24 protein-coding genes are annotated in these 23,726 nt (G+C 38.8%); 14 read left to right on the top strand and 10 right to left on the bottom strand.

Features of this window, described 5'->3' with window-relative positions:
• The first annotated feature begins 52 nt into the window (after positions 1–52).
• The 7 genes from ACST13_RS09555 (at position 53) to ACST13_RS09585 (ending at position 7,204) form a co-directional block, all read left to right on the top strand.
• Entirely contained in the window at positions 53–706 is a 654-nt protein-coding gene (locus ACST13_RS09555) for a glycosyltransferase family 2 protein (RefSeq protein WP_459522968.1), read from the top strand.
• 2 nt (positions 707–708) lie between these two features.
• Positions 709–1,443: a hypothetical protein gene (locus ACST13_RS09560; protein WP_459522969.1), complete on the top strand. Its 735-nt coding sequence runs from the start codon at positions 709–711 to the stop codon at positions 1,441–1,443.
• Positions 1,444–1,528: 85 nt separating this feature from the next.
• Positions 1,529–3,946, top strand: a complete 2,418-nt coding sequence (locus ACST13_RS09565; RefSeq protein ID WP_459522970.1) for a bifunctional YncE family protein/alkaline phosphatase family protein — start codon at positions 1,529–1,531, stop codon at positions 3,944–3,946.
• A 57-nt stretch (positions 3,947–4,003) separates the two neighbouring features.
• Positions 4,004–5,245: an MFS transporter gene (locus ACST13_RS09570; protein ID WP_459522971.1), complete on the top strand. Its 1,242-nt coding sequence runs from the start codon at positions 4,004–4,006 to the stop codon at positions 5,243–5,245.
• 59 nt (positions 5,246–5,304) lie between these two features.
• Complete coding sequence (locus ACST13_RS09575; protein WP_459522972.1) at positions 5,305–5,547, top strand: 4a-hydroxytetrahydrobiopterin dehydratase; 243 nt, start codon at positions 5,305–5,307, stop codon at positions 5,545–5,547.
• Positions 5,544–5,984 (top strand): hypothetical protein, encoded by a 441-nt coding sequence (locus ACST13_RS09580; protein WP_459522973.1) that lies wholly within the window; start codon positions 5,544–5,546, stop codon positions 5,982–5,984. The genes ACST13_RS09575 and ACST13_RS09580 overlap by 4 nt, the downstream gene beginning before the upstream one ends.
• A 5-nt stretch (positions 5,985–5,989) precedes the next feature.
• Positions 5,990–7,204: a serine hydrolase domain-containing protein gene (locus tag ACST13_RS09585; protein WP_459522974.1), complete on the top strand. Its 1,215-nt coding sequence runs from the start codon at positions 5,990–5,992 to the stop codon at positions 7,202–7,204.
• 38 nt (positions 7,205–7,242) lie between these two features.
• Here ACST13_RS09585 and ACST13_RS09590 read toward each other — a convergent pair whose 3' ends face one another.
• Positions 7,243–8,022, bottom strand: coding sequence for a 3-keto-disaccharide hydrolase (locus tag ACST13_RS09590; protein WP_459522975.1), 780 nt, complete (start codon positions 8,020–8,022; stop codon positions 7,243–7,245).
• A gap of 132 nt (positions 8,023–8,154) precedes the next feature.
• On the opposite strand from ACST13_RS09590, the gene ACST13_RS09595 reads away from it, so the two are divergent.
• The 3 genes from ACST13_RS09595 (at position 8,155) to ACST13_RS09605 (ending at position 10,409) form a co-directional block, all read left to right on the top strand.
• The gene (locus tag ACST13_RS09595) at positions 8,155–8,751 is read left to right on the top strand and encodes an SOUL family heme-binding protein (RefSeq protein WP_459522976.1); all 597 of its coding nucleotides are present in this window, start codon (positions 8,155–8,157) and stop codon (positions 8,749–8,751) included.
• A gap of 85 nt (positions 8,752–8,836) precedes the next feature.
• Complete coding sequence (locus tag ACST13_RS09600; protein WP_459522977.1) at positions 8,837–9,340, top strand: nuclear transport factor 2 family protein; 504 nt, start codon at positions 8,837–8,839, stop codon at positions 9,338–9,340.
• Positions 9,341–9,437: 97 nt separating this feature from the next.
• Positions 9,438–10,409: a proline iminopeptidase-family hydrolase gene (locus tag ACST13_RS09605; protein WP_459522978.1), complete on the top strand. Its 972-nt coding sequence runs from the start codon at positions 9,438–9,440 to the stop codon at positions 10,407–10,409.
• A gap of 50 nt (positions 10,410–10,459) precedes the next feature.
• Here ACST13_RS09605 and ACST13_RS09610 read toward each other — a convergent pair whose 3' ends face one another.
• Positions 10,460–11,806 (bottom strand): Gfo/Idh/MocA family protein, encoded by a 1,347-nt coding sequence (locus ACST13_RS09610; protein ID WP_459522979.1) that lies wholly within the window; start codon positions 11,804–11,806, stop codon positions 10,460–10,462.
• A 322-nt stretch (positions 11,807–12,128) separates the two neighbouring features.
• On the opposite strand from ACST13_RS09610, the gene ACST13_RS09615 reads away from it, so the two are divergent.
• Positions 12,129–12,569: a Rieske 2Fe-2S domain-containing protein gene (locus ACST13_RS09615; RefSeq protein ID WP_459522980.1), complete on the top strand. Its 441-nt coding sequence runs from the start codon at positions 12,129–12,131 to the stop codon at positions 12,567–12,569.
• A 23-nt stretch (positions 12,570–12,592) separates the two neighbouring features.
• On the opposite strand, the gene ACST13_RS09620 is transcribed toward ACST13_RS09615, so the two are convergent.
• The 5 genes from ACST13_RS09620 to ACST13_RS09640 all read right to left on the bottom strand — a co-directional run bounded on the left by ACST13_RS09620 (position 12,593) and on the right by ACST13_RS09640 (position 16,744).
• Positions 12,593–13,465, bottom strand: a complete 873-nt coding sequence (locus ACST13_RS09620; protein WP_459522981.1) for a hypothetical protein — start codon at positions 13,463–13,465, stop codon at positions 12,593–12,595.
• A 48-nt stretch (positions 13,466–13,513) separates the two neighbouring features.
• Positions 13,514–13,864 carry a hypothetical protein gene (locus ACST13_RS09625; RefSeq protein ID WP_459522982.1) on the bottom strand — a complete coding sequence of 117 codons (351 nt, stop codon included), beginning with the start codon at positions 13,862–13,864 and terminating at the stop codon, positions 13,514–13,516.
• 268 nt (positions 13,865–14,132) lie between these two features.
• Positions 14,133–14,645, bottom strand: a complete 513-nt coding sequence (locus ACST13_RS09630; RefSeq protein ID WP_459522983.1) for a fasciclin domain-containing protein — start codon at positions 14,643–14,645, stop codon at positions 14,133–14,135.
• A gap of 154 nt (positions 14,646–14,799) precedes the next feature.
• A complete protein-coding gene (locus ACST13_RS09635; RefSeq protein WP_459522984.1) occupies positions 14,800–15,432 on the bottom strand; it encodes a fibrobacter succinogenes major paralogous domain-containing protein in 633 nt (210 codons plus the stop codon).
• Positions 15,433–15,460: 28 nt separating this feature from the next.
• Positions 15,461–16,744, bottom strand: a complete 1,284-nt coding sequence (locus ACST13_RS09640; protein WP_459522985.1) for a carboxypeptidase-like regulatory domain-containing protein — start codon at positions 16,742–16,744, stop codon at positions 15,461–15,463.
• 56 nt (positions 16,745–16,800) lie between these two features.
• Between ACST13_RS09640 and ACST13_RS09645 the strand changes: the two genes are divergently transcribed.
• On the top strand, positions 16,801–18,237 hold the full coding sequence (locus ACST13_RS09645; protein WP_459522986.1) for a sulfatase family protein: 1,437 nt from the start codon (positions 16,801–16,803) through the stop codon (positions 18,235–18,237).
• A 162-nt stretch (positions 18,238–18,399) separates the two neighbouring features.
• Here ACST13_RS09645 and ACST13_RS09650 read toward each other — a convergent pair whose 3' ends face one another.
• Complete coding sequence (locus ACST13_RS09650; protein ID WP_459522987.1) at positions 18,400–21,621, bottom strand: TonB-dependent receptor; 3,222 nt, start codon at positions 21,619–21,621, stop codon at positions 18,400–18,402.
• Between the two features lie 253 nt (positions 21,622–21,874).
• On the opposite strand from ACST13_RS09650, the gene ACST13_RS09655 reads away from it, so the two are divergent.
• Entirely contained in the window at positions 21,875–22,645 is a 771-nt protein-coding gene (locus ACST13_RS09655; RefSeq protein WP_459522988.1) for a hypothetical protein, read from the top strand.
• Here the strand turns inward: ACST13_RS09655 and ACST13_RS09660 are convergent.
• Positions 22,563–22,874, bottom strand: coding sequence for a hypothetical protein (locus tag ACST13_RS09660; RefSeq protein ID WP_459522989.1), 312 nt, complete (start codon positions 22,872–22,874; stop codon positions 22,563–22,565). The two genes, ACST13_RS09655 and ACST13_RS09660, sit on opposite strands and share 83 nt — an antisense overlap.
• A gap of 125 nt (positions 22,875–22,999) precedes the next feature.
• Between ACST13_RS09660 and ACST13_RS09665 the strand changes: the two genes are divergently transcribed.
• Positions 23,000–23,209, top strand: coding sequence for a hypothetical protein (locus tag ACST13_RS09665; protein WP_459522990.1), 210 nt, complete (start codon positions 23,000–23,002; stop codon positions 23,207–23,209).
• Between the two features lie 101 nt (positions 23,210–23,310).
• Here ACST13_RS09665 and ACST13_RS09670 read toward each other — a convergent pair whose 3' ends face one another.
• Positions 23,311–23,613: a hypothetical protein gene (locus tag ACST13_RS09670; RefSeq protein WP_459522991.1), complete on the bottom strand. Its 303-nt coding sequence runs from the start codon at positions 23,611–23,613 to the stop codon at positions 23,311–23,313.
• Positions 23,614–23,726 lie beyond the last annotated feature (113 nt).

A 23,726-nucleotide genomic window follows, 5' to 3' on the forward strand; every position in this document is an offset into this window, starting at 1 on the left:
GACTACATTTGCCTCCGTTAAAGCCTATTTTGGTGGAACTTATTAGCAGATCATGCCTAAAAAAGTAAAAATATCGGTGTTGATGGCCGTCTATAATACGGACTTTCAATTAACCAAAAGAGCCATTGATTCTGTTTTACAGCAAGATTTTCAGGATTTCGAACTGATCATCATCGACGATGGAAGTAAGGGAAATGACCGCAAAGCCTTGCTAGAATATGTGGAGGCGCACGAAGAAAAAATCATCTACATTCGCCATAGTAACCGCGGCCAAGCGGAATCCATTAATCGGGGAGTATTAATTAGTGTGGGGGAATTTATCACCATTTTAGATAGTGATGACGAGTACAAACCCTATCATTTGAGCACTTGTTTACAGGAGATTGAACATGTGGATCTGATTTGTTCCACTGCGGAAACGGTGGTGGATACGGTGGAAGATTATTATGTTCCTGATAAAAATGATTTAAGTAAGCCGATTCATTTGGATGATGCGGTGCTTTTTGGGACCTTATTTGGCCATCAAAAAGTGTTCAAAAGCATCGACTTCAAGGGGGGATTCTCTGCTGATTCTGCCTTTTATGAACGTGCTGAAACTTTGTTTAAAACGAAGAAGGTATTCCAAAGATCCTACATTTACTACCGCAATAATCCGAACAGCACCTGCGCCTTATTGAAGCAAGAACTTCTGTTGAACGCTAATTAATCATGCAACATCTTGTTTTAGCTTGCCACATTACGGGTGTGTATGATGTGAATCGGAACATGACTTTGGCGGATGATTCCTACGAATTCGTTCGGGAATGGGCGGAATCAGTGACTGCTTCGAACTTGAAAGGTGTCATTTTTCATAATAATTTTTCGGATGAAACTTGTGCGCTCTATGAAAATGAGCACATTTCCTTCGTTCGAATTGACTATAATCAAGCTTTTAATCCGAATGTTTTCCGCTATTTCGTGTACCGTGATTATCTAGCTGAGATGATGCAGGTTCAGGGCGTTTTTGTGACGGATGTGTCAGATGTGACGTTGGCGCAAAATCCCTTCATTCATCCTCTTTTTACCTCGAATCCTGGCTCACTTTTCTGCGGGGATGAGCCTAAAACGCTTAACAATGAGTGGATGCTAGCTCATGCAGAGCATTTAAGAGCACAAATTCCTGATTATGCTGCTTATGAGGAACGGTTTGCTTCTGAAGCACTTTTAAACTGCGGTGTTTTTGGCGGCGCATTTCCGCTTTTTATGGACTTTTTGCAGCAATTATGCGCCTTGCATGAAACCTATAATCACAGTAATAAAACGGCGTATACAGGAGATATGGGTGCATTCAACTACCTGGCCAGAACACGATTCAATGCAAATTTACGCCACGGAGCCCCCGTTAATACGCTTTTTAAAGCCTATGAAAATGACCGCATCGACTGCTGGTTTAGGCATAAATAAAACTCCGATTTACCTAAATTTAATCATTAGTTTATCTGCGGAATGACGAAAATGCGTAATTTGGTCATTTAAAAAACCTATAATTATGCGATTTATTTATGTGCTCGGCTTGGTTCTGGGAACGTTTTTCTACGTTTCAGCTCAGAAAATGTCCCCTGTGGTTTCTCTGCCTAATGGCTGGAAATTAAGCCCAGCGGGGAAGTCTTTTTCTTTAGGAGATTTGCCCTTAAATATGGCGGTAAGCCATAATAAAAAGTATGTGGCGGTAACGAATAATGGGGTAAGTGCGCACAGCATCATGTTAGTTGATGTGAAAACTGAAAAATTGATTGATACCGTAATTATTCCCAAAGCCTGGTACGGACTTGCTTTCAGTCCAGACGATCAATTTTTATATGCAGCGGGTGGCCATGATAATAAGGTGGTGCGCTATGAAATCAAGGCAAATAAATTAGTTAAAAAAGATGAAATTGTGTTGGGTGCAGTTTGGCCTAATCGGGTGGGCCCGGCTGGAATTACCTTTGACCAGAAACGCCAAAAAATATACGTAGTAACTCGCGACAATCGGTCGCTATATATTATCGATGCTAAAACCCAGAAAATCGATAAGCAATTAGGTTTAGATGCAGAAGCATATATGAGTGTTTTGAGTCCAGATGCAAAAGAATTATATATTTCATGCTGGGGTTGCGATCAGGTATTGGTGTTTGATGTAGAAAATGCTACTTGGAAATCGCCCGTAAAAGTAGGGGATAACCCGAATGAGATGTTGCTTTCAACAAACGGCAAACTCTTATATGTATGTAATGCGAATGACAATTCGGTGTCAGTGGTCAATCTAATTACGAAAAAAGTGATCGAAACATTAGATGTGGCCTTGTATCCGAATTCACCTTCTGGATCGACTACTAATGGATTAGCGATTGACCCTTTGAAGAAAAGATTGTATGTGGCGAATGCGGATAACAATTGCTTAGCTGTTTATGATATTTCGGTAACGGGATCAAGCAGGCCGATGGGTTTTATACCAGTGGGTTGGTTTCCTACCAATGTGAAATTTATTGCGGATAAGATTTGGGTGACGAATGGGAAGGGAAATACGTCCTATGCGAACCCCTTTGGCCCTCGTCCTATAAAAAATGGGGAGGAAGTGAATTTGCACCAGGGCGATATGAATGCGCCTAAAGAAGTGCAATACATCGGTTCTTTGTTCAAAGGGACGATGAGTATTATTCCTTCGCCTAGTGCAGTGGATATGGCTGGGTATTCTAAAGCTGTTTATAGCAATGCGTCCTACAATCCAGCGAAGGCGGAATTAGCAGATAAAGACGCACCGGGTTTTCCTATTCCGATGAAGGTAGGCCAAAAATCCCCCATCAAATATGTGTTTTATGTGATTAAGGAAAATAGAACATACGACCAGGTTTTATCAGATATAAAAACCGGAAATGGAGATACTACTTTGTTATTATTTGGCAGAAAATATACACCAAATCAACACGCTATTTCGGAGAAATTTGTGTTGCTAGATAATTTTTATGTGGATGCTGAGGTGAGTGCAGATGGTCATCATTGGTCTATGGGAGCCTATGCTACGGATTTTATGGAGAAAAACTGGCCTACGAGCTATGGTGGAAAAGGCGGCGGAATTTATGGGGAGCCTGAAAAGAATGCCGTGATGAATAAGAGCGGATATATTTGGGATTTATGTAATCGTTATGGGGTGAGCTACCGGACTTATGGCGAATTTATGACCGGAAATAAACCAGCAATTTCGGTATTAGATAAACATTTTCACCCGACATTTCCGAGTTATAGTTTAGCGATTATGGATACGACGCGTTTACGTATTTGGAAAACGGAATTTCAGGAGATGGTGAAGGAAAATCGGGTTCCGCAATTTAATTCCATACGCCTAGGAAATGACCATACGGAAGGCTTGCGTTTAGGTAGACCTACACCCTATGCACACGTAGCTGATAATGATTTAGCCGTGGGACAATTAATTGAAACGTTGGCAAATAGTCCGATATGGAATGAATCGGTGGTGTTTATGATTGAGGACGATGCCCAAAACGGGGCGGATCACGTGGATGCCCATCGCAGCACCGCTTATGTGGCTGGTGGATTTGTGAAACGTAATTACGTAGATCACACCGCATACACAACCAGTTCGATGTTGCGGACGATGGAATTGATTTTGGGATTAAATCCAATGTCGCAATATGATGCCGCTGCTATGCCGATGTGGCGCAGTTTTGATTCAGTTGCAAGACCGATTGATTTCAAAGCCATCATTCCTAAGATAGATTTAGGAGGTAGAAATGTGGCGCGCAACGAGTGGCAACGCAGATCAGAGTTATTTAATTTTGACAAAGAAGATACGAATAATGATGTGGCCTTTAATTTAGTCTTATGGCATGGATTGAAAGGAAGTCATGTGCCATTTCCTGGACCTACACGGGCAGCATTTGTCTATCCGATAGTGAAGAAGGAGGATTAGTCGAACGTTGTATTTTTAAAATTATTTATTGTATTATTGCAAAAATAGTAATGAATAATGCAAAAAAGATTTTGGGTATTGTTCGTATTAGCTTTGTTTTCCATCATTACCTATTTAGATAGAACTTCCATTTCGATTACGGGAAGTCAAATAACTCAGGACCTTCATTTAAGTGAAAAAGAATTTGGCTGGATCATGGGTTCCTTCGCCTTTGCCTACGGAATTTTTGAGATACCCGTGGGTCTTTGGGGGGATTTTAAAGGGCCTAAATCTGTGCTATTTAGAATCGTACTTTCTTGGTCAGTTTTCACTATTCTGACGGGATTCTCCTATTCATTTACCATGTTATTTATCATCCGATTTTTATTCGGATTAGGGGAAGCTGGAGCGTATCCTAACGCAACGATCGTTGTTGCGAGGTGGTTTCCGAAGCAGGAAGCGGGTCGAGCCCAGTCTTTTATTTGGATAGCTAGCCGCATCGGTGCTGCCTTAGCGCCATTCTTTTCGATTTATATCATGTCTATTTGGGGATGGCGTTATGTGTTTTATATTTTTGGAGTAGTGGGAATTATTTGGGCTATTTTTTGGGTTTTATGGTTCCAAAATGAACCTAAGGACATGCCTGGTATTAAAGAATCAGAATTAGCGCATATTGAATTAGGTCGCGAAGTAAAAAGTCCCCAAAACAATCTTCAGGTATTTTTGAAGATCATTAAAACGCCTAATGTTTGGGCATTAATGAGCATGTACCATTGCCTACTTTATGGGGCCTATTTTTATCTTTCCTGGATGCCTAAATATTTAAAAAATGGCAAAGGGGTGGATGATGCACATATCGCATTCCTGGCATCCTTGCCCTTTATTTTAGGTACTATCGGTTGTTTCAGTGGCGGCTTTTTATCCGATTTCATTGCACGTAAAAAGGGCTTGAAATGGGGTCGACGTTCGGTGGGAATGTTTGGATTAGTGATGTCAGGATGCTGCATGCTGACTTCTACTTATATCACAGACCCGATGGTGTCCATCGTAATTTTAGCTTTTGGTCTAGCATTTAAGGACTTTACCTTGCCGGTTTCTTGGGCAACATCAGCAGATATCGGTGGACAAAATTCAGGTGCTGTGGCTGGGGCCATGGGGATGGCTGGCCAATTAGGGTCAACCATTATGTCGATTGCTTTTGGTTATATTTTAACGGCAACGGGCAGCTGGGATATCCCGGTTCGTATCATTGGCGTTGTTGTTATTTGTGGCGGTTTGCTTTGGCTGAGAATTGATCCAACTAAAAAAATAGCGTTCTAAAAATTGACTATGTTTTCAATCGTAAAGGCAAGAACTTGTCTGTTTAAAATTTGAATAAAATGAATAACTGGAAAGAAGAAAATAATACCCTTATCAAAACCTTCGAATTTAAGACATTCGAAGAGGCCATGTTTTTCATGCAAAGTGCCGCTCCCTTTATTTCTCAATCGGATCACCACCCTACTTGGACGAATACTTATAATCGAATAACGGTAACGCTTTGTACTCACGATTCGGGAAATCAGGTGACGGAGAAAGATCACGCGTTAGCTACCTATTTAGACAAACTATTTAAAATATGAAAGGTGTAATAATTCTATTATTGAGTCCCCTCTTTTTATTTGGCCAAAATCCAACCAAGGACGAAGATCAAATCAAAGCAGTCATTTTAAAAACTTTTTCTGCGATGAAGGCAGTGGACACAGTGGCCCTAAAGTCCTGTTTTACAACTAATGCGCTTTTGAATGTGAGTCAGCTTAGACCGGAAGGTACTATCGTACGAGAAGTACCCATTTCGAAATTTGTCCAAAGTGTTTTGTCCAGAAAACAAGGCGATATGGATGAACGCGTACTTTCCTGGGGACCAATTCTAATTGATCACGAAATTGCGACCGCTTGGGTTCCCTACGAATTTTATCTCAATGGAAAATTCTCACACAAAGGGGTGGACGTATTTTTATTCGTTAAATCGGGCAATGAATTTAAAATTCAGACGCTTCTGTATAACATGCACCAGTAAGTCCTATGAATAAATACCTATCGCTTTTATTATTACTAGTCGCTTTTAGTGCCGTATCTCAGAAAGCAATCTATTATCCTTCAGCAAAAAACTGGGAACATAAGTCCCCCGCTTTTTTCAACATAGATACGAATAAAGTGAAGGAGGCAGTGGATTTTGCCAAAGCCCATGAAACAACACAACCTAAAAACTTGTGGCTTTCGCAGGCGATGCAATTTGGGAAGGAGCCATTCTCTGATCCCATCGGGCCTATGGCAGATCGAGGTCCTGCAGCCGGAATTATTATTTATAAAGGCTATATCATTGCGGAGTGGGGGAATCCTTCATCTGTTGAGATGACGCATAGTGTGACTAAGAGTTTTGTTTCTTCAGTAGTTGGTCTCGCCTACGAAAAAGGATTAATTAGTTCGTTGGATGATAAAGTTTACACTTATTTGCCGCCTGTTGAGGTAGCCACCGCAGAGGTGCTTGCAAACGAAAATCCGCTAACTAAAACGTCCTTTATTTATCCGTTCGAAACCGAGCACAACCGTAAGATTAGTTGGGATCATCTTTTGAGACAAACCAGTGATTGGGAAGGGGTGTTATGGGGTAAGCCGGACTGGGCTGATCGCCCATCGGATAAATCCGCGGAATGGACGACTCGGAAAAGATTCGAACCGGGTTCTGTTTTTAAATACAATGATACGCGGGTGAATGCATTAACCTTAGCGGCGACTTTAGTTTGGCGTAAACCCTTACCTGAAGTATTGAGAGAAAACATCATGAATCCCATAGGAGCGTCCAATACCTGGGTTTGGGCGGGCTATAAAAATGCGTGGATTATAGTAGATGGTAAGATGATTCAATCGGTAAGTGGGGGAGGACATTTTGGGGGAGGTATGTTTATCAATACCTATGATATGGGAAGGTTTGGCTTGTTGACTTTGCGAAAAGGGAACTGGAATGGCAAGCAAATTTTATCAGAAGACTGGATTCGTAAGTCTATGACACCTACACCGGCTAACACGGGCTATGGTTTCATGAATTACTACCTTAATACAGACAATAAGCTGTATCCATCAGCTCCAGCCACCGCTTTTGCGCATTTGGGAAATGGAACTAATGCTATTTATGTGGATCAAGAAAACGATTTAGTGGCAGTGGTCAGGTGGATAGAGGATAAATCGATGGATGGTTTTGTCAAAATTCTATTGAGTGCACTTCCTCAAAAGAGGTAAACCAAACTCTTAATTATTTTTTAAAGTAGAATATTTTATCATTCTTTCGATAAATCCAGCAGCTCAATAGTCCTAAAATCGATTTCTTGACCTTCGCTTTGAAGCGCAATGAATCCACTTTTTAATAATTTGCCATCGATTTTCAGGGAGGGGTTATAGCGATTGGCTACGCCACCTCCTATTTGGGGTTGGGTATATTCCAAAACCGTTTCTCCATTGATTTTATGCGTTACTAAGGAATCCCCACGAACGATTAATTCCACCGTAATCCATTGTTCATTTTCATACGTTTTCGAGCTTGAATTGATGCAATGACGGGGATCGATTCTGCCTTGATATACGACGTCCGTTCCTGGTGAGCACATGTTTCCGGTGGGTCTTGGTTTACCATCGGCTAAAACACCTAAGAATTGCATTTCAACTGAGATGGGCCAATCTTGTTCTTTAAGTAGGGTATGCGGGTCTTGAGAATGAAACATCACACCGGAGTTTCTCTCTGTATAAATGGGTGCATCATTTCGCCAAAGTCCCGTAAAGCGATATTGCAATCGAAGGATATAATTAGAAAAAGGTTTGTCGAAATACAAATGTCCGTAGCGCTCATTGAAATGATCATATTGATCATAGCGCACTTTGATCATCCCGTCTTCTGCTCGAAAGGTTTTTCCAAAATTATCGCCTACTTCATGGTGGTGAATTTTGACTGTCCAGTTTTTCAGATTTTTGCCATTAAATAATGGAATCCATTTTTCTTTTTTTGGCTTGGCATCTGATAGGAATGCTAAACTACAAAGCGCGGCAATTACTAATGTTTTCATAGGAGAGGTATAGCTTATTATCAACAATTAAAGTAAGTGAAATACGGTTAAAAATGAAATAAGTTTTCATGTTTCTGAACTATTGCAAAGTTTCACTAGTTTAGATTTTATATATGCTAAACTTATATTTTCATGAAATCATTTTACATCGTTGCGGGCATTGGCTTTTTATTTCTACTGATACTTTCCTATAAAGTGGTGAGTAGTAGTCTCGAAACGGAAAACCAAAAATACAGACTAGTTCTCTCGGAATCTCAATTTGAAATTCGTTTTTATCCGTCTGCGACATTTGCCAAAATTTATAGTCAAGGAACAGATTACAAGTCAGTGGCCAGTAGTGGGTTCAGGAAATTAGCCGGCTATATTTTTGGAGGTAATGAACAGAAGCAGAGCATTGCCATGACGGCGCCTGTTCGAATGGAAATGACTGATAAAGGATCTACCATGAGTTTTGTAATGCCTGAAAAATACCAAGAATCTGATTTGCCTAAGCCCAATGATTCCGGAGTTCATATCGTGAAATCTAGCCCGCAATATGTGGCAGCTATTAGTTTTGGAGGATATGCGGATGATGAAAAAATAAAGGAAAAGCGTGATCAATTACTGCAGTTAATTCAAGAAAAAGGAATAAAAGTGGCTGGAGAATACACCTTTTTAGGCTATAATGCTCCCTATCAATTTTGGAGCAGAAAAAACGAAGTAGTCATTCCGATTGAATGGAAGGAGTAAAGTAAATTACTATTGATATTTATTTTTAGTTTCAAAAAGATATTTATATTTGTTATAAATATATTCTAAACTAAATTATACTATCATGAAAAAGTTATTATTATCAATTCTAGCTTCAGCGGCGTTATTCGCTTGCTCAGAAGCAAAAAAAGAAGAAACAGCCACTGCTGTTGAACACATTTACAAACCCACTTATACGGATAACTTTAAGATAGAGGATCAAAAAAATGTATTACTAGCGGAGCAACTCCATCAAGCCATATTTGCAAAGGACTTTAAAAAGCTGGAAGAAGCTATTTCTGATACCGCTGTTTTTAATAATGAAGACGGATCCGTTTTAAAAGGAAAAGCGGCTATAATTGATTTTATGAAAAAGAATTTTTCAGCCATTAATATCAAGAATTTTAAAATAATTGGGATTATCCCAACCGTTGGTGAAAACGGTCACCAATGGGTAAATATTTGGGATCAAGCAGATGCGGAATTGCCAGATGGTAGCATTCAAAAACTTTTATGGTTTGATGCCTTCAGATTTGAAAATGGAAAAGTTGTTTATTGCGATGGGTTTGTTAAACCGCGTAAAGAATAAATTAGTTATTCAGTATAAAAAAAGCCTCTAGAAATAGGGGCTTTTTTTATTTCAATTAATAATAGCTTAACTTTTGGTTCGAAAACTAAACCTGGCTATGGAGAATAATAAAGTTGTTGCCCTATCGCTTTTCATTGGATCAATCCTGTTTTTTTTCTTGCATGCTTGCAGCACATCTTCCCAGCCAAAGGAGGGTTTTATTGAGGTAGAAGGAGGGAAGATTTGGTATAGAATTCATGGAGAAGGCGATAGAACTCCTGTTCTTTTATTGCATGGTGGACCGGGATCATCTAGTTTTTATTTAGATCCATTAAAGGAATTAAGTGATGAGCGTCCCGTCATTTTCATTGATCAATTAGGCTGTGGTCGCTCGACTCGCATTACGGACACGACTCTCATGACTATTGAGAAGAATGTGGAGCAACTCGAACAAGTAAGAAAAGCTCTTAAACTAGACCAATTTTATTTGTATGGGCACTCCTGGGGAACGATGCTGGGACTAGATTATTATTTAAAATATCCTAAAGGCATTCAGGCATTGATTTTTTCTAGTCCTTTATTTAGTACCAAAATTTGGACAGATGATGCCGATACCTTAATTGCTACCCTACCTAAAGCGATTCAAACCTCCATAAAGGAGAGTGAAAAACAGCATAATTTCACGAATGAAGCCTATCAGGAGGCTATGAAAGTATATTATAAAGCCTATGTCAGACGTAGTGAGAAAAGCAAATCTCAGAAGGATACTGCGGCAAAGTACTTCGGGGAAAACGTATACACGTTTATGTGGGGGCCAAGTGAATTTACAGCCACTGGAAATTTATTGAATTACGATCGCTTAAAGGAATTGACTCAGATTAAGTTGCCCACGCTCCTTACTGCAGGCGAATTCGATGAAGCAAGGCCATCTAGCGTGCGCTACTTTACGAGTCTAATTCCGGGTGCAAAATTCCAACTCATTCCTCAAGCTGCTCACAGCACGATGCAGGATAATCCCAAAGAATACAACCGAATCCTGCGGGAATTTTTGCGCAAGATGGATGCTTTACCGGCTCCAGTTATTAAATAAATTAAGAAAAAAGGATAGAAAGGCCCCTAGAAACAGGGGCCTTTATTTATTTACAATTTCGGCTCCCAGCCTTTTTCGTATTCTCTACCCCAAAGCTTCATGCCATCCTTATCCAAAATATGGCCGTCGGTCGGGTTCACTTGGAATGATTTCCCGATGCGATACGAAATATTGGCATAGTGGCACATCATTTGGCTGATGGCGCCTTCTTCGATGGGTGAATTTAATTTCGCTTCTTTGCCTCGAATGACGTTGAAGAAATTAGCCACATGCGTATCCGTCATGTCTCCACCACCCCCTAGGGTATTCCCTGCTTCTGAACCAGATGATTTGCTATCTTTTATTTTCTTTCCTTTGCGGTCAAAAAGCGTGTATCCGTCTCTATTTACAAAAACGGTACCTTCGCTTCCATAAATAATGGTTCCGCGATCGCTTCCGTAGGTTTTGTAGCCAGTACGGCTTTTACCGTCCCATTGGATAATTTTATTGTCAGGGAAACGGAAAGTTGCGTCCATGGTGTCGTACATGGTCCAGCCGTCATTTTTGAAATGACGTTTCGCCGCTTCTACTTCTACCTTTTCTGGGTATTTTACTTGTAATGCCCAACGAGCTACGTCTAATTCATGCGTTGCATTATTACCCGTTTCAGCTGCTCCCCAATGCCAACCATACCAGTGCCAATTATAATCCCATGTTTCTGAGGTGTATTCGCGATGCGGTGCTGGACCTTGCCATAAGTTCCAATCTAATCCCTCTGGGATAGGTGCCTTTTTTTCGATGGGCACCTCGCCACGTTCATTCGAATAGAAAGCGAGTGCTTTATACACTTCGCCGATGGCTCCATTATGAATTTCAGCAATGATTTCTTGGGATTCTTTAGCAGAGCGTTGTTGGTTTCCCATTTGTACTACTTTGCCGTATTTTTTTTGGAAGGCCACGAGTAATTCCCCTTCGCGTGGATTTTGGCTACATGGTTTTTCGATGTATACGTGCTTGCCTGCTTGCATGGCCATCCAAGTACCTGGCGCATGCCAATGATCCGGAGTTGCATTGAAGATGGCATCGACACTTTGGTCATTCCAAACATCATGGATATCATTTACCAAAGTAGCCTTTCCAGTCACTTTCCCTTGCAAATCACGGCCCACTTTTTCGCGTTGCTTTTTCATTACATCGCAGATATAAGCCACATCTACATTATTATTTTTATCCTTTAATGCGGCATAATAGGCGCTTACCCGACGGCCACAGCCCATTAAAGCAATATTCAAGCGGTCGTTTGCCCCCACAATTCGGGAATAACTTTTCGCACTAAAAGCGTTGTGGATATTTCCTAAGCTGATTCCCGCGGCACCTAGGGCAACTTGTTGGATGAATTTTCTACGATTATTTTTCATAAGTGTATTTAATAGGGGTTTTAGAGGCACTCAAATTATGATATTTTGGAAAAACTAAAAATAAGAAATTTTGTAATAATATCTATCTGTTTTTTTCTGGAGGAGAAGCTATAAAAGTAAAATTATCTTCAGCTTTAGAACCTTATATTCCTGCACTTGCCCCTAGCAATAGGGGCCTCTTTTTTAAGCGAACTCGATTTTTAAATTAATTCAGTTTTATTGGATCGAAATGGAACAGTCTCATTTTATTTTAATTTTACGATTTAATGGCATTTTTCAAACAAATTTTCATTCGTTTTGTTTACTTAAAAAAACAGATGAAATGAAAAGAAAGCAATTTTTAAATACCGTCTCGGGTGGTTTAGCCGCTGTATGTGTTTCGTGTTTAGCCGCAGCTTGTTCGAGTAACGAGGCACCCACACCTAATACGCCATCAGGAGGAAATAATTCAAATCCTGTGAGTAATGCGTTTAAGGTTAATTTAGACTCGGAATTGCGGGGTGTTAATGAGTTTATTGCTAAAAATGGGATCATTTTGATTCGAATAGCAACAGGAAATACGGCCTTAAGCTTTTTAGCCGTGTCCTCCGTTTGTCCTCATGCTGGTGCGACGGTAGAGTACCTTAGTACTAATTTATCATTCTTGTGTTTAGCACACGGGTCTACCTTTAGCTCTGATGGTGCTTTGATTTCTGGGCCAGCCACGAGGGGCCTTACTAAATTAGTCGTTGAAATTGTCGGAACGACGCTGACTGTTAAGTAGATTTTTCGCCTGAATTCAGAAATCTAAGTCGGCGAATTTTTTCGATTGTTGATTAAGTAGTAAGCCAAAATAGAGAAGGCAAAACCAACAAAAATCAAAAAATAATTTACCGGTTTTTCGGCTGTCAGTGACATCCGAAGCAAGATGGTCGTGATAATAAAACTTGCGTTTCTGAATATCAAATTAAATGAAAAATGATACATAAAGGAAACGATAAGTAAAAACACATCAATGAAAATCATGACGGTGAAAAACTCGCTGTAGAAGATGGTATTGGGATTAGGGTATTTGTGATTTGATTGCATAGCTGCCACTACTTCCTGTATCCAAATGGATAAACTTGAAAAGCTTAAGACAAATAAAATAATCATCATCAAAAAGGACATAATTTTCTTGATGGCCACAAACTGTTGAATGTCATTAATCGCATCAGAACGTTGCGAATTTTTGTAAAGTTTATAGTATAACATTGTAGCCGCCAGCATCACTAAGGAGGCAATTAAATCATATACGAGACTTAGCAAATGCACATCTTGGATGGATAGCGCTTTGCCAAAATCTAAATCTGCTATGTCATGAAAAAAGCTTCGCAAGGTAATTAGCGTGATTACCTCGAATTGCTTGCCAATAAATTCTGAAATCGATTTTGGAATTATGATGACTAATAACAAAACCTCATAAAAAAGTATAAAACTGAAAGGCGTGTAGATTGCCTTCAGGTAACTATGCTGGAAGTCTTTGAAATAGTGGAAGTTGTTTGCTAAAAATATGATACCTAAATGGAGAACAAACGCCAGTAATGCGAGCCTTAATATAACAAGCTCCACAATTCGAATTCGCTTAGGGCTTACTAGGCGATCGAATAGTTGGTCATATGTAGCTAAAAATGATAACATAAAATAGTGGTTTTTTGAAATCTAGTATGTTATAAACGGTCTTATATTTTAATTTGAGGCTGTTTTCTTGGCTTTTGCCACAGGTTTTTGCTCCTCTTTCCCCAAAACTTCCATCTGATCTTGTACAATTTCCTTCAGCGAATTATCAAAATAAACGCCATCAGATTCCATGTCTGCAATGTTGCGGTGCATGGCTTTATAGATTACTTTTTTCTCATCCTTAGTCAGGGATTTGTTTGCTGCAAAATTTCCTACGAAATTGACTAAACCGGCTCTAGGACCCGATTCTTTTTGGAAAACATAGGTCTCACTCTCCATGACAGAGAATTCTCTGTATACCGCTATAATAAATACGATAAATAAAGTCGATATAACTGCGGTAAGTAAAATGATATCCATATCCATTATTTCTTCAATTTAGAGTTGATAAAATTTAATAAACCGAGAATTGTGGGCGGCCATAAACCAATGAAAATGGCTTTGTCCTTGTCTCCGACTACCAGAAAAAGGTATTCACTAACAAAAATGACAATTATGACTAAAACGATGATAAGAATTTCTGAGGCTTTAAAGTTTTTAAACATGACGAGTTTTTTAGTTTTAAACTGATATAATAAAATTAAAGCCACAGAAATTCTGTGGCTTTAAAAATAAATTAACCTTAATCTTATTTAGGAAGCACAACTGTATCAATCACGTGAATAATTCCGTTACCTGCCTTTAAATCAGTAGCAACAACCGTAGCTGTACCACCTTTTTCGTCAGTTAATATAACTTTTCCGTTTTTTAACGAAGCTGTTATTGAACCTCCACTAACTGTTTTCAATGATAAAGAACCGTTTGCAGCAGTAATAGCTTTCACTACCGTTGCAGCATCGAATGTACCAGCAATGACGTGGTAAGTAAGAACTTTAGCTAATGTCGCCTTGTTCTCTGACTTTAATAAATAATCAACAGTACCTGCTGGTAATTTAGCAAATGCTGCATTTACAGGAGCAAAAACCGTAAATGGACCTGCACTCTGTAACGTCTCTACTAAACCTGCTGCTTTTACGGCTGCAACTAACGTAGTATGATCTGCTGATCCTACAGCAATATCTACAACTGTTTTTTGAGCGTTTGATGCAAAGCTCAAGCCGACTAAAGCGACTAATGTTAATGCGATTGATTTTAATTTCATTTCTTTTTTGTTTTAGTATTATCACATAACTATTTAATTATGAATTAGTTTTGAAATAAATTAAATTTATTACACGATCCGTCTTCTCCTATTAATCTGCAAGTCAGAAATCCTATTATCAATAAATTGATACGCCTGTAAGCGGAAGGACCGATTAATTTTTTATACACCGAACCGCAACCCCTACGCCGCGTCCACCTGCATCAGTGGCCGCACTATTCTCATCAAAATAGAGGCCATTTGAATAGGAATTAGTAGTTGTGCTCGTCCAGTAATCACCATTATAGCCACTATCCGTTACTTTTCCATCACTATTCGATCGGTAACCTGTTGACGGTAATTTGAGTGGTGATAAAAAAGCGCCGCTGGCATTTTTGGTTTTCCAAGTAGCAATTTCCTCCTCAAATTCTGAAGCCGTAGGTAATCTAAAGCCAGTCGGACATGGATTGTTGATCCCTGTCGCTCCCTGCCAAAGATCAGCATTTTGGCTTTTCAACCAGTCGGTGGGAAATTTAGTTGATTCAATAAACTTATCGTTTTCTGCAATAGCCGATTTAGCGAGTTTTTTAGTAGTAAAGGATGACCTTTTCTGGTGGCCGTCTGATGATCGTCCCCATTGGAATAAATAACCATAGGAAGCCTTATCACTACTTGATTGGGCTACTTGAGTTGCGCCTAAATTACGATCCATCCAAATTTTTCCTGTTAGGGATTTAACCTCTATGGGTGAGGAAGGATTAGTCACCTTTTCTTGAGCCTTTTGGTTAAGTGACCCTGTTATAAGCATAATGCAGCATAGGAACCCAGAATTGCATTTATTCATTTATAGCTTTTCTTTGAATTTTTCGGATAGCAGCCTCTATGGATTTCTCTGGTTCTATGATATTGTATTTTCCCCAAAAATCCGGGTCAGCTAAACTAGCCACTTTATCTGACATAATTACATTGGAGGTTAATTTCTGCGTATTTTGAACCTCTGGGATGTCCTGTGTTTTCCAATCAGTGACGGCTAGTTCAATCGAGGTGGTGTAGCTGGTGTTGAATATTTTTTTAGCCCAATTCAATTTAAACGTCAAATCCGCACGAGAATAGGCATATATCCATTTACCATTCTGTTGTCGGTAGTTGATTTGATAGCGGACTTCTGTAGGATATACATCAAGTCCAAAAGGTTTTTTCCGCGTAAATTTAAGTCCTGCCTTGACTTTATCTTCTATATTTAGGGAGAAAGATGCGCTGATGACAGCAAGACTTTTCGCATCGATATACAGTTTCCCGTAGTAAAGAGGGCTGTCTATTGTGGGTTTTTGTTTGAAAGCTAAAACTAAGACTTGGTTATCATTTATTTGGGTATTATCCTCTAAATTAAAATCATATAATTCGGATGCATCATCTGAAAATATATAACTGGGATATTTAACTAAATCAATGAATAAGGCGGAAAAAGGACCTCCTTGTAGTTTGAAATTTACGGTATCTAATTTCGTGTAATCCGTATTTTTTCTACCCTTAAAAAGACTAATTTGGTCTGGCGAACCTCCTATAAAGGGCTGCTTTTGAATACTAAGGAGGGATTCAGAAAGGGAGACATAGGTGCGCCGTTTTCGAATGGTTTCACGATAAAAACCAGTCATTTGAATGGGGTCATCTCCATAATTTTCTAATCGATTAGCCAGTACCCCGGAAAAGATATTTTTTGCATCCGTCTCATTGACCACCACTTCTTTAAGTATCGTGTTGCTAGGTTCTAAATACAACACATTTTTTTCGGGCTTTAATTCACTGATGGAAACAACTTTATTATTATATCCCAAAAATGAAATAATAAGGCTTGAATTCTCCTTTTCGTTTGGGATTTTAATGGAGAATTTTCCCTCGCTATTGCTAATGGTGGAGATGGAGGTTCCGGAAACGGTGATACTCGCATAGACTAGTTCATTCCTTGTTTTACTGTCCAAAATCGATCCTTTGAATTGCTTGAACGAACTCGAATCCGTCGTCTGATAGACTAAGAAACGGGCTTCTGATTGCAACTGAGCAAGCAGGAGGAGGAATAATCCTATCAGTCCTCGAAAATACAAGTGCAGGTTAGTTTTCATATGTATTTTCAAATATAGTTTCAAAATGATTAAATTGAAAGATTAAACTTAATAGTATGAAATTTTCTTTAAATAGATTTAAAAGTCGGTATGCCGTTATGGTATATTTATTTTTATTTCCTGTTTTGCTATTTGGCCAAAACAAAAAGCCCAATATTATTTTCATACTAACTGATGATCAGCGTTGGGATGCGCTTGGCGTTGCTGGTAATGCTATTATTCAAACGCCTCAGATGAATGCATTAGCTAATTCAGGTAGTTATTTTAAAAATGCATTCTCAACAACACCTATTTGTGCGGCAAGTCGTGCTTCCATATTAACAGGTTTATATGAACGCACTCATGGGTATACTTTCCAAAAACCTAAATTAAAACAAGCCTATGCAGAAATCATGTATCCTAAACTATTAAAGGATAATGGCTATCATGTGGGTTTTTATGGAAAGTTGGGAGTGATTCTAGATAATCCCAATCAGTATTTTGATCAAAGTGATTTTTATGATCGTGGCGCAAGTGCAGATAGGCGGGGATATTTTTACAAGAAGCTGGGAGATGATACCGTTCATTTAACTCGTTTTTCTGGCCAACAGGCACAAGAATTTATAAAGAATGCTCCATCAAATAAGCCTTTCTGTCTTTCGATTTATTTTAGCGCACCACATGGTCATGACCCATCTAAGGAACAATATTATTGGCAAGAAAAATCTGATTCTCTGTACAAAAATAGTACGATTCCGACTCCTGTTTTAGGGGATAAAAAATATTTTAACAACTTACCATCAGAGGTACAAAATGGCTTTAATAGGGTAAGGTGGAAATGGAGATTTGACACACCAGAAAAATACCAAGAGATGGTAAAGGGATACTATCGCATGATTACTGAAATTGATGATGAAATCGGGTTTATCCGTAAACAATTGAAGGAAAAAGGGGTAGAGGACAACACAATAATAATTGTGATGGGCGATAATGGCTATTTTTTAGGTGATAGGCAATTAGCCGATAAATGGCTGATGTATGATATGTCAATTCGAATTCCATTAATTATTTACGACCCAAGATTAAGCAAACATGCAGCAATTGATAAGATGGTTTTAAATATCGATATCACTAAAACAATAGTTGATTTAGCAGGTGTAGAAGCTCCTAAAAATTATCAAGGAATAAGTTTAGTGCCATTTCTAAAAAAGGGAAACATACAATCAAATAGGAAGGCTATTTTAGTGGAACATCTTTGGAAAATTCCAGATATTCCTTCTAGTGAAGGGATTAGAACAGAACGCTGGAAATACTTTCGTTACAGACTGATTAAAGCGCCTGAAGAATTATATGATATAAAGAAAGATCCACTCGAGAAATATAATCTTGCAGCCGTGCCTAAGTATGCAAAAATACTTGCACAATTGAGAAAGCAATGCGAAGAAACTGCATTGAAATACCAATCCGAAAAACTTTGTCCGGACGACCCTTTTATAGAGGATAAAAAATTCTAATTATGACGGATTAGTGTGTCATATAAGGTCGGGGGATTGTTTCCCTGTTTTCATTTTAATCAGAAAGTTCTCTCGTCCATCCCATTTTGCTACTACTAGCCTAAAATTAAAAAACCACCTCATACGAGGTGGTTTTTTAATTAACTTAAAGAGCTAATTTAATTAAAATGAATAGCGAAGTCCAAACTGAATTCTCCATGGTGTTCCTCCCGCAGAGTTCAATTTCCGACCAGCCGCTGCCTCTACATTATAATTATAATTCATCGTCTTTTGGTCAAAACCAGTCATAGAAACCAGGTTTATATTTCCATGGTTATAGCTGACACCTTCGTTTTTGTCTAACATATTCATGAAGTTAAAAACGTCAGCGGATAAGCTCATATTATGCTTTTTAAAGAAGCGGATATCCTTAGTCAAACGAACGTCTACCGTATAATAAAACGGATTTACACCTCCATTACGGGCAGCAACTTTTCCGATATTATCTTTGATATATGTTTTTACGCTTTCGGTCACGTCTGGATTATCTAATAAACCTTGCATAGCTGTTTTAACTGCAGCAGGCACATTAGCCCCATTAGGATCAAATACATAAGCCAAATCATTCGTTAGGTTGAAGTCACCATTGATACTTTTATTACCACCTACTAAAAAGGAGTATCTAGTGCCACCAACTCCATTCAAAATAGCGCCTAATTGGAAGCCTTTGAAGGTAGGAGAAGCGGATGAAATAACTAATTTATCAGAGAACTGATCGTCTGAATAAGCTACAGTTTGATCGCGGGGATCATCTACTACTGGTCTGAAAGTAGAAGTATTAGCGACACAACAGTTAAATGAACTGTTATCTTTTGTATCATTTTTTGTATAGCTTATTGTAAAATATCCATCCGTTCCTATTTTCATGCTAGCGTCTAATACGACAGCTACTTGATCTAAAACACCTGTAGATTGCAATTCAAGTACACGGCCTAAATCAGTCGATTTTTTTCCTTTAGTCCAATCGGTAGCTCCGTTAGTTGGTATGGTATTAGCAGGTACATACACACCACGATTAGCCTCATTGCTTAACGTAAAATATGGCTGATCTACAATGTTTCGGTCATAGTAGGCGTAGTTGTTTACCGTTTTTGAATACAATAAATTTACTCCTGCACGAAAACGCTCATTAAAGAATCGATTATAAGAGAAGTTTAACTTATACACCGAAGGTACTTCGAAGTTTTTGTTAACAGCGTTAATGGTAGACACATAAGGAGTTCCTTTAGGAATGCCTGGTGTGGTTGTGGGGTCATTTCGATAAGAAACAAAATTAGGTGTAGGAACTAAAGCACCTGAAACATCAATCGACCCTACGATGCTACCACTGTTTTGAATGTTATTCAACTGAAGGTAGGATACAGGCTGAGCAGAAAAGACTCCTCCTCCAAACTTAATGATATCTTTTTGACGGCCCTTCACATCCCATATCAACTGCAAACGCGGTTGGAAGTTGTTAAAATCTGCCATTTTATTATTAGTTGCAATACCTAATTTGGATTCTGTTGTCGCATTAGCATCACCTTGCTTAAAGAAGATAGTCGCATCATAACGTAAACCCGCCATAGCAGTCACGTTTTTGAATGGTTCAAAATCAACTTGTGCAAATGCCGAGAAATCTAAAAGTGATTGCTGAACGGCTGGATTAGTTAGAGGAACCTCTCTTGCGTATCTACTTGCTTTTAAGTTAGCAAAGTCACTTAAAGATGAAAAGAAAAAGCGACCGTTCATTTCATTTACAATTTTAGAATCTAGAAAAGTCAGCATATTATCTGTTCCAAATTTAAAATTTAAATTACCTTTTCGTAGGTAAGAGGTATTAGCTAAATGCATCGTTACGTCATTCGCATATTCTGTTCCATAACGCTGGCCACCAAACTGAACTGTTTTAGTCTGTGTGGCATTTGGATTTGTGAGCGTAGGAATAACTGAACTGACGGTAATGATAGCTCTTGGTATATTTCCTTCAGGTAAATCTGAATTGACAATGTAATTACGATTAACGGTTTGAAATTGAAACTTCAATTCGTTCGTTAAATTAGGTGCTAAATCAGATCTCAAAGACAATAAGGCCGAATTTTCAAGGGTCTTGAATCCAATATTACTTTCTAATAAGTTGATGTTAGAATTATCACTCTGTGAATTTGGGGCAAACCAGGTTGTTAAATTGTTTCTAAAAGTCAATTTATTTTTTTCATTTATTTGCCAATCTAAACGCATGAAAAGTGCATTAGCCTCTGTTTCACGAGAAAAATCACCATATTGAGATGTATTTTTCATCCCATATTTTTCACGGGCAATGGAAATTAATTGATCTAAATTTGCCTTCGTAATTCCAAATCTTTGTTCTTGAGTAGCATCAAATACGGGTGCAATCTGAAGTGGAATGGTTTCGGTTTGACGATCATAAGCGATGAAATAATGTAGCTTGTCTTTAATAATTGCTCCTCCTAATGAAAATCCTAGTTGCTTTTGGTCAATGTTGGTTGTTCTTGGAGTTCCATTTGAATTGTATTCACTATTCATTGGAAAAAGTTTGTTACCTAACAAAAATGCGCTACTAGCCCGTTGGAAAAAGAAGGCACTTCCTTCCATGGTATTAGTACCATTTTTTGTCACAGCATTTAGTGATCCTCCACCCATTCTGCCTTGCGTTACATCATAGTTATTAGTAGACACTTGATACTCGCGAATAGCCTCTTGCGAGATGGTGTATGGACCATTTCCTACGGCTCCGTTCGTGTACATGTTTCTAGCATTTACTCCATCCATGGTTACGTTTGTGGATGAAATACGCTGTCCTCCAAAACTTCCGTTTTTGCCCTGAAGTGGGGAAAGCGCTGTTAGTGCAGTAAAGTTTCTTCCCTCCATAGGTAATTGCTTCATCTGCAATGATGTTACGGCAATCGCCGCACCAGCACGGGCTGTTTCCTTGTTTACAAATGAATTTGCACTTACTACTACCTCAGATAATTGAGTGTTGCTGGGTACCAATTTTCCATCGATTCGTACTTTGTCTCCTTGGTTTACAGAATAATCTGAAAACTTCAAGGTCTGATAGCCTACAAAAGAGATGGTAACCGAATAGGGTTTGCCTAATGGTAATTGTTGTAATTGATATTCTCCTTTCACATTGGAAACTGTACCCGACTGAAATCCAGTGGACTCATTTTTAATTCTTACTGTGACTCCGGGAATAGCGTCCCCTTTTTCGTCACTAATTTTACCATAAATGGTGGCGTCTGTACCTTGGCCAAATGATTGATTAGACGCTAACATGAATAATACTCCTAATACGAGGAGACTTACTAAGTTTCGTGTTTTACTACATAGGTTTTTTAACATTTTGAAATTATTTTAAGTTTTAAAGAATTACAAAATTATACAGCCATCCACTAAACTATATTATTTAAAAGTTAAGTGAAGTCGCTTTAAGGTTAATCATTTGCCTTAAGTGTATGGTTTTAGTAATAATTTACATATCTGTTCATATTGATTATTTTACATTCGGGAGGTAAATTCAATATACTTGCCAAATAAGGTCAGGAGATTGCTTCCTTGTTTTCATTTTGCTACATTTCGAAAAATGCTTTAACCCATGTGCGACATTAATGGCCCCTTCCATTTATGTACCTGCGAATCCGCTGTGGATCGATCGAAACCGCATTGGGTATTGCATCGCCAGCTACAGAGCAGGGAGAAGAACGAAATAATGGGGGAGTTCAGCATTCCAGATCCATACACCACGATTTCGGAACGAAGTCTTCAGCGTAGGTTGAATTCGGTGAATGTGTTTGATTTTTACTATAAGCCGGTGGAGGGGGATTACTTAGAACTGTTTTTGAATCCAACGATAGACTACGATGAAGATGGCGAGGCCTACGATGATGAGTATTATCCGGAATTTACACTAGAGTTTCGGAAGGGTAGGTGGCATTTATTAGACACGTTTGAATCATATAATTACACGCATAAAAAGACGCAATCGGGAGAAATAATAGGGCCAAAATCGGAGCTAACCATCGCTTATTTTAAAAATATTCTACCACTCTTGCTGATCGCCACTTTTCTCTTTGCCTGCGATCTTAAACCCATCGATTACTCGAAGAAAACGAGAAAATCCTCCTATGCGAGATCAAGTACCACTCAAACAGGCCAAAGAAGAAAAGCCCACGCCAGAATGGGAGTGAGCTCTTCTAAAAGGGCATTTAAGAATCGAATCAACTCCCGGAGTTATTATAATCGCAATAAGCATCGCAGGAAGTTGAGAAAAGGGAATTTATCCCTTAAAGTAATAATAGTGGAATCAATGATAAAGCCACGCCTATCGCTGCGATGGTCCAGTAGTTGTTCATGGTTTTCTTGGTGATTTTCAAGGTTTCGACCTTTACTTCCTCTTGCATTTGGGCTTTTCTGAACTCGGAGCAGTCTTTCTCTTTTTGGTTGAAGTAGGAGAATTCGCGGTCAGTCATTTGACTGATGGTTTTTGATTTCAATACTACGTAAAGCGAATCGCTACAGGGTGAGGGGATGGGTGACTGTGAGAATCCTAAGATAGAAACAGTCATTAATGCGATGGTGAAAAGTGATTTTTTCATTGTGTTTATTTTGGTTGAGCCTAAAGGTGGTGATTCAGCTCGCCAACTGAGGTCAATGAAAAAAGATTGAACCTATTTGTCAAACTATTTTCTTGCAAAGCATATATATAATATACCTTAGCTTCATGAAAACATTATCATTAAAACTAGACGACGAAATCTTCAACGAGGCCGAAGAAATCACAGGTGCGCTAAAGGTGGCTAGAAATAGGTATATCAATGAAGCTGTCAGTATTTACAATCGGGTGCATAAAAGGCGATTGTTGAAGACGCAGCTGGAAAAGGAATCAGCATTAGCTTGCCAAGATTCAATGGAGGTTCTTGAAGAGTTTTAAACCACCACAAACTCTTTCTCATCCACTTTATACCCCACTAAATGCCCGTCTTTAGCAACGCTATAGTCTAGGCAGATGGATTTAGAATGAGGGTCATCCGGCTAGCCTTTTAGCCAGTAGTGGCCGAAGAAAACGGAGATCTCAGAGTCGTAGGAATGTAGTTCAACTTTTAGCTCTTCTGATACGGGTAGGTCACCGAATTCTTCTCCTATCCCCAGGAATACATCGCGGTGGAAGTTTCTATTATGGATGGGGTTGAACCACTTGATTCGCGCGCTGCTTCTGATGGCGCCGTCTTTGTCAGTGAATTCTTGGCCTTCTGGTAAATCGAATTCTTTCCCTTTTAGGAGTTCTTCTAGGACGAAGTATTCGTTAGATTGTTTGCTGGCGTTGTACGTCGTCAAACTAAAGTGGACTTTTCCTAAAGAAGTGTTTCGTGTTTTTGTGAATGTATAATTTCTTTTTTTTCTGTGCAATCTTTGGCTGTTTTTATTTTCTCATAGTTCAATCTTCTTTG

The sequence above is a fragment of the Aquirufa sp. A-Brett2-W8 genome (assembly GCF_054558755.1).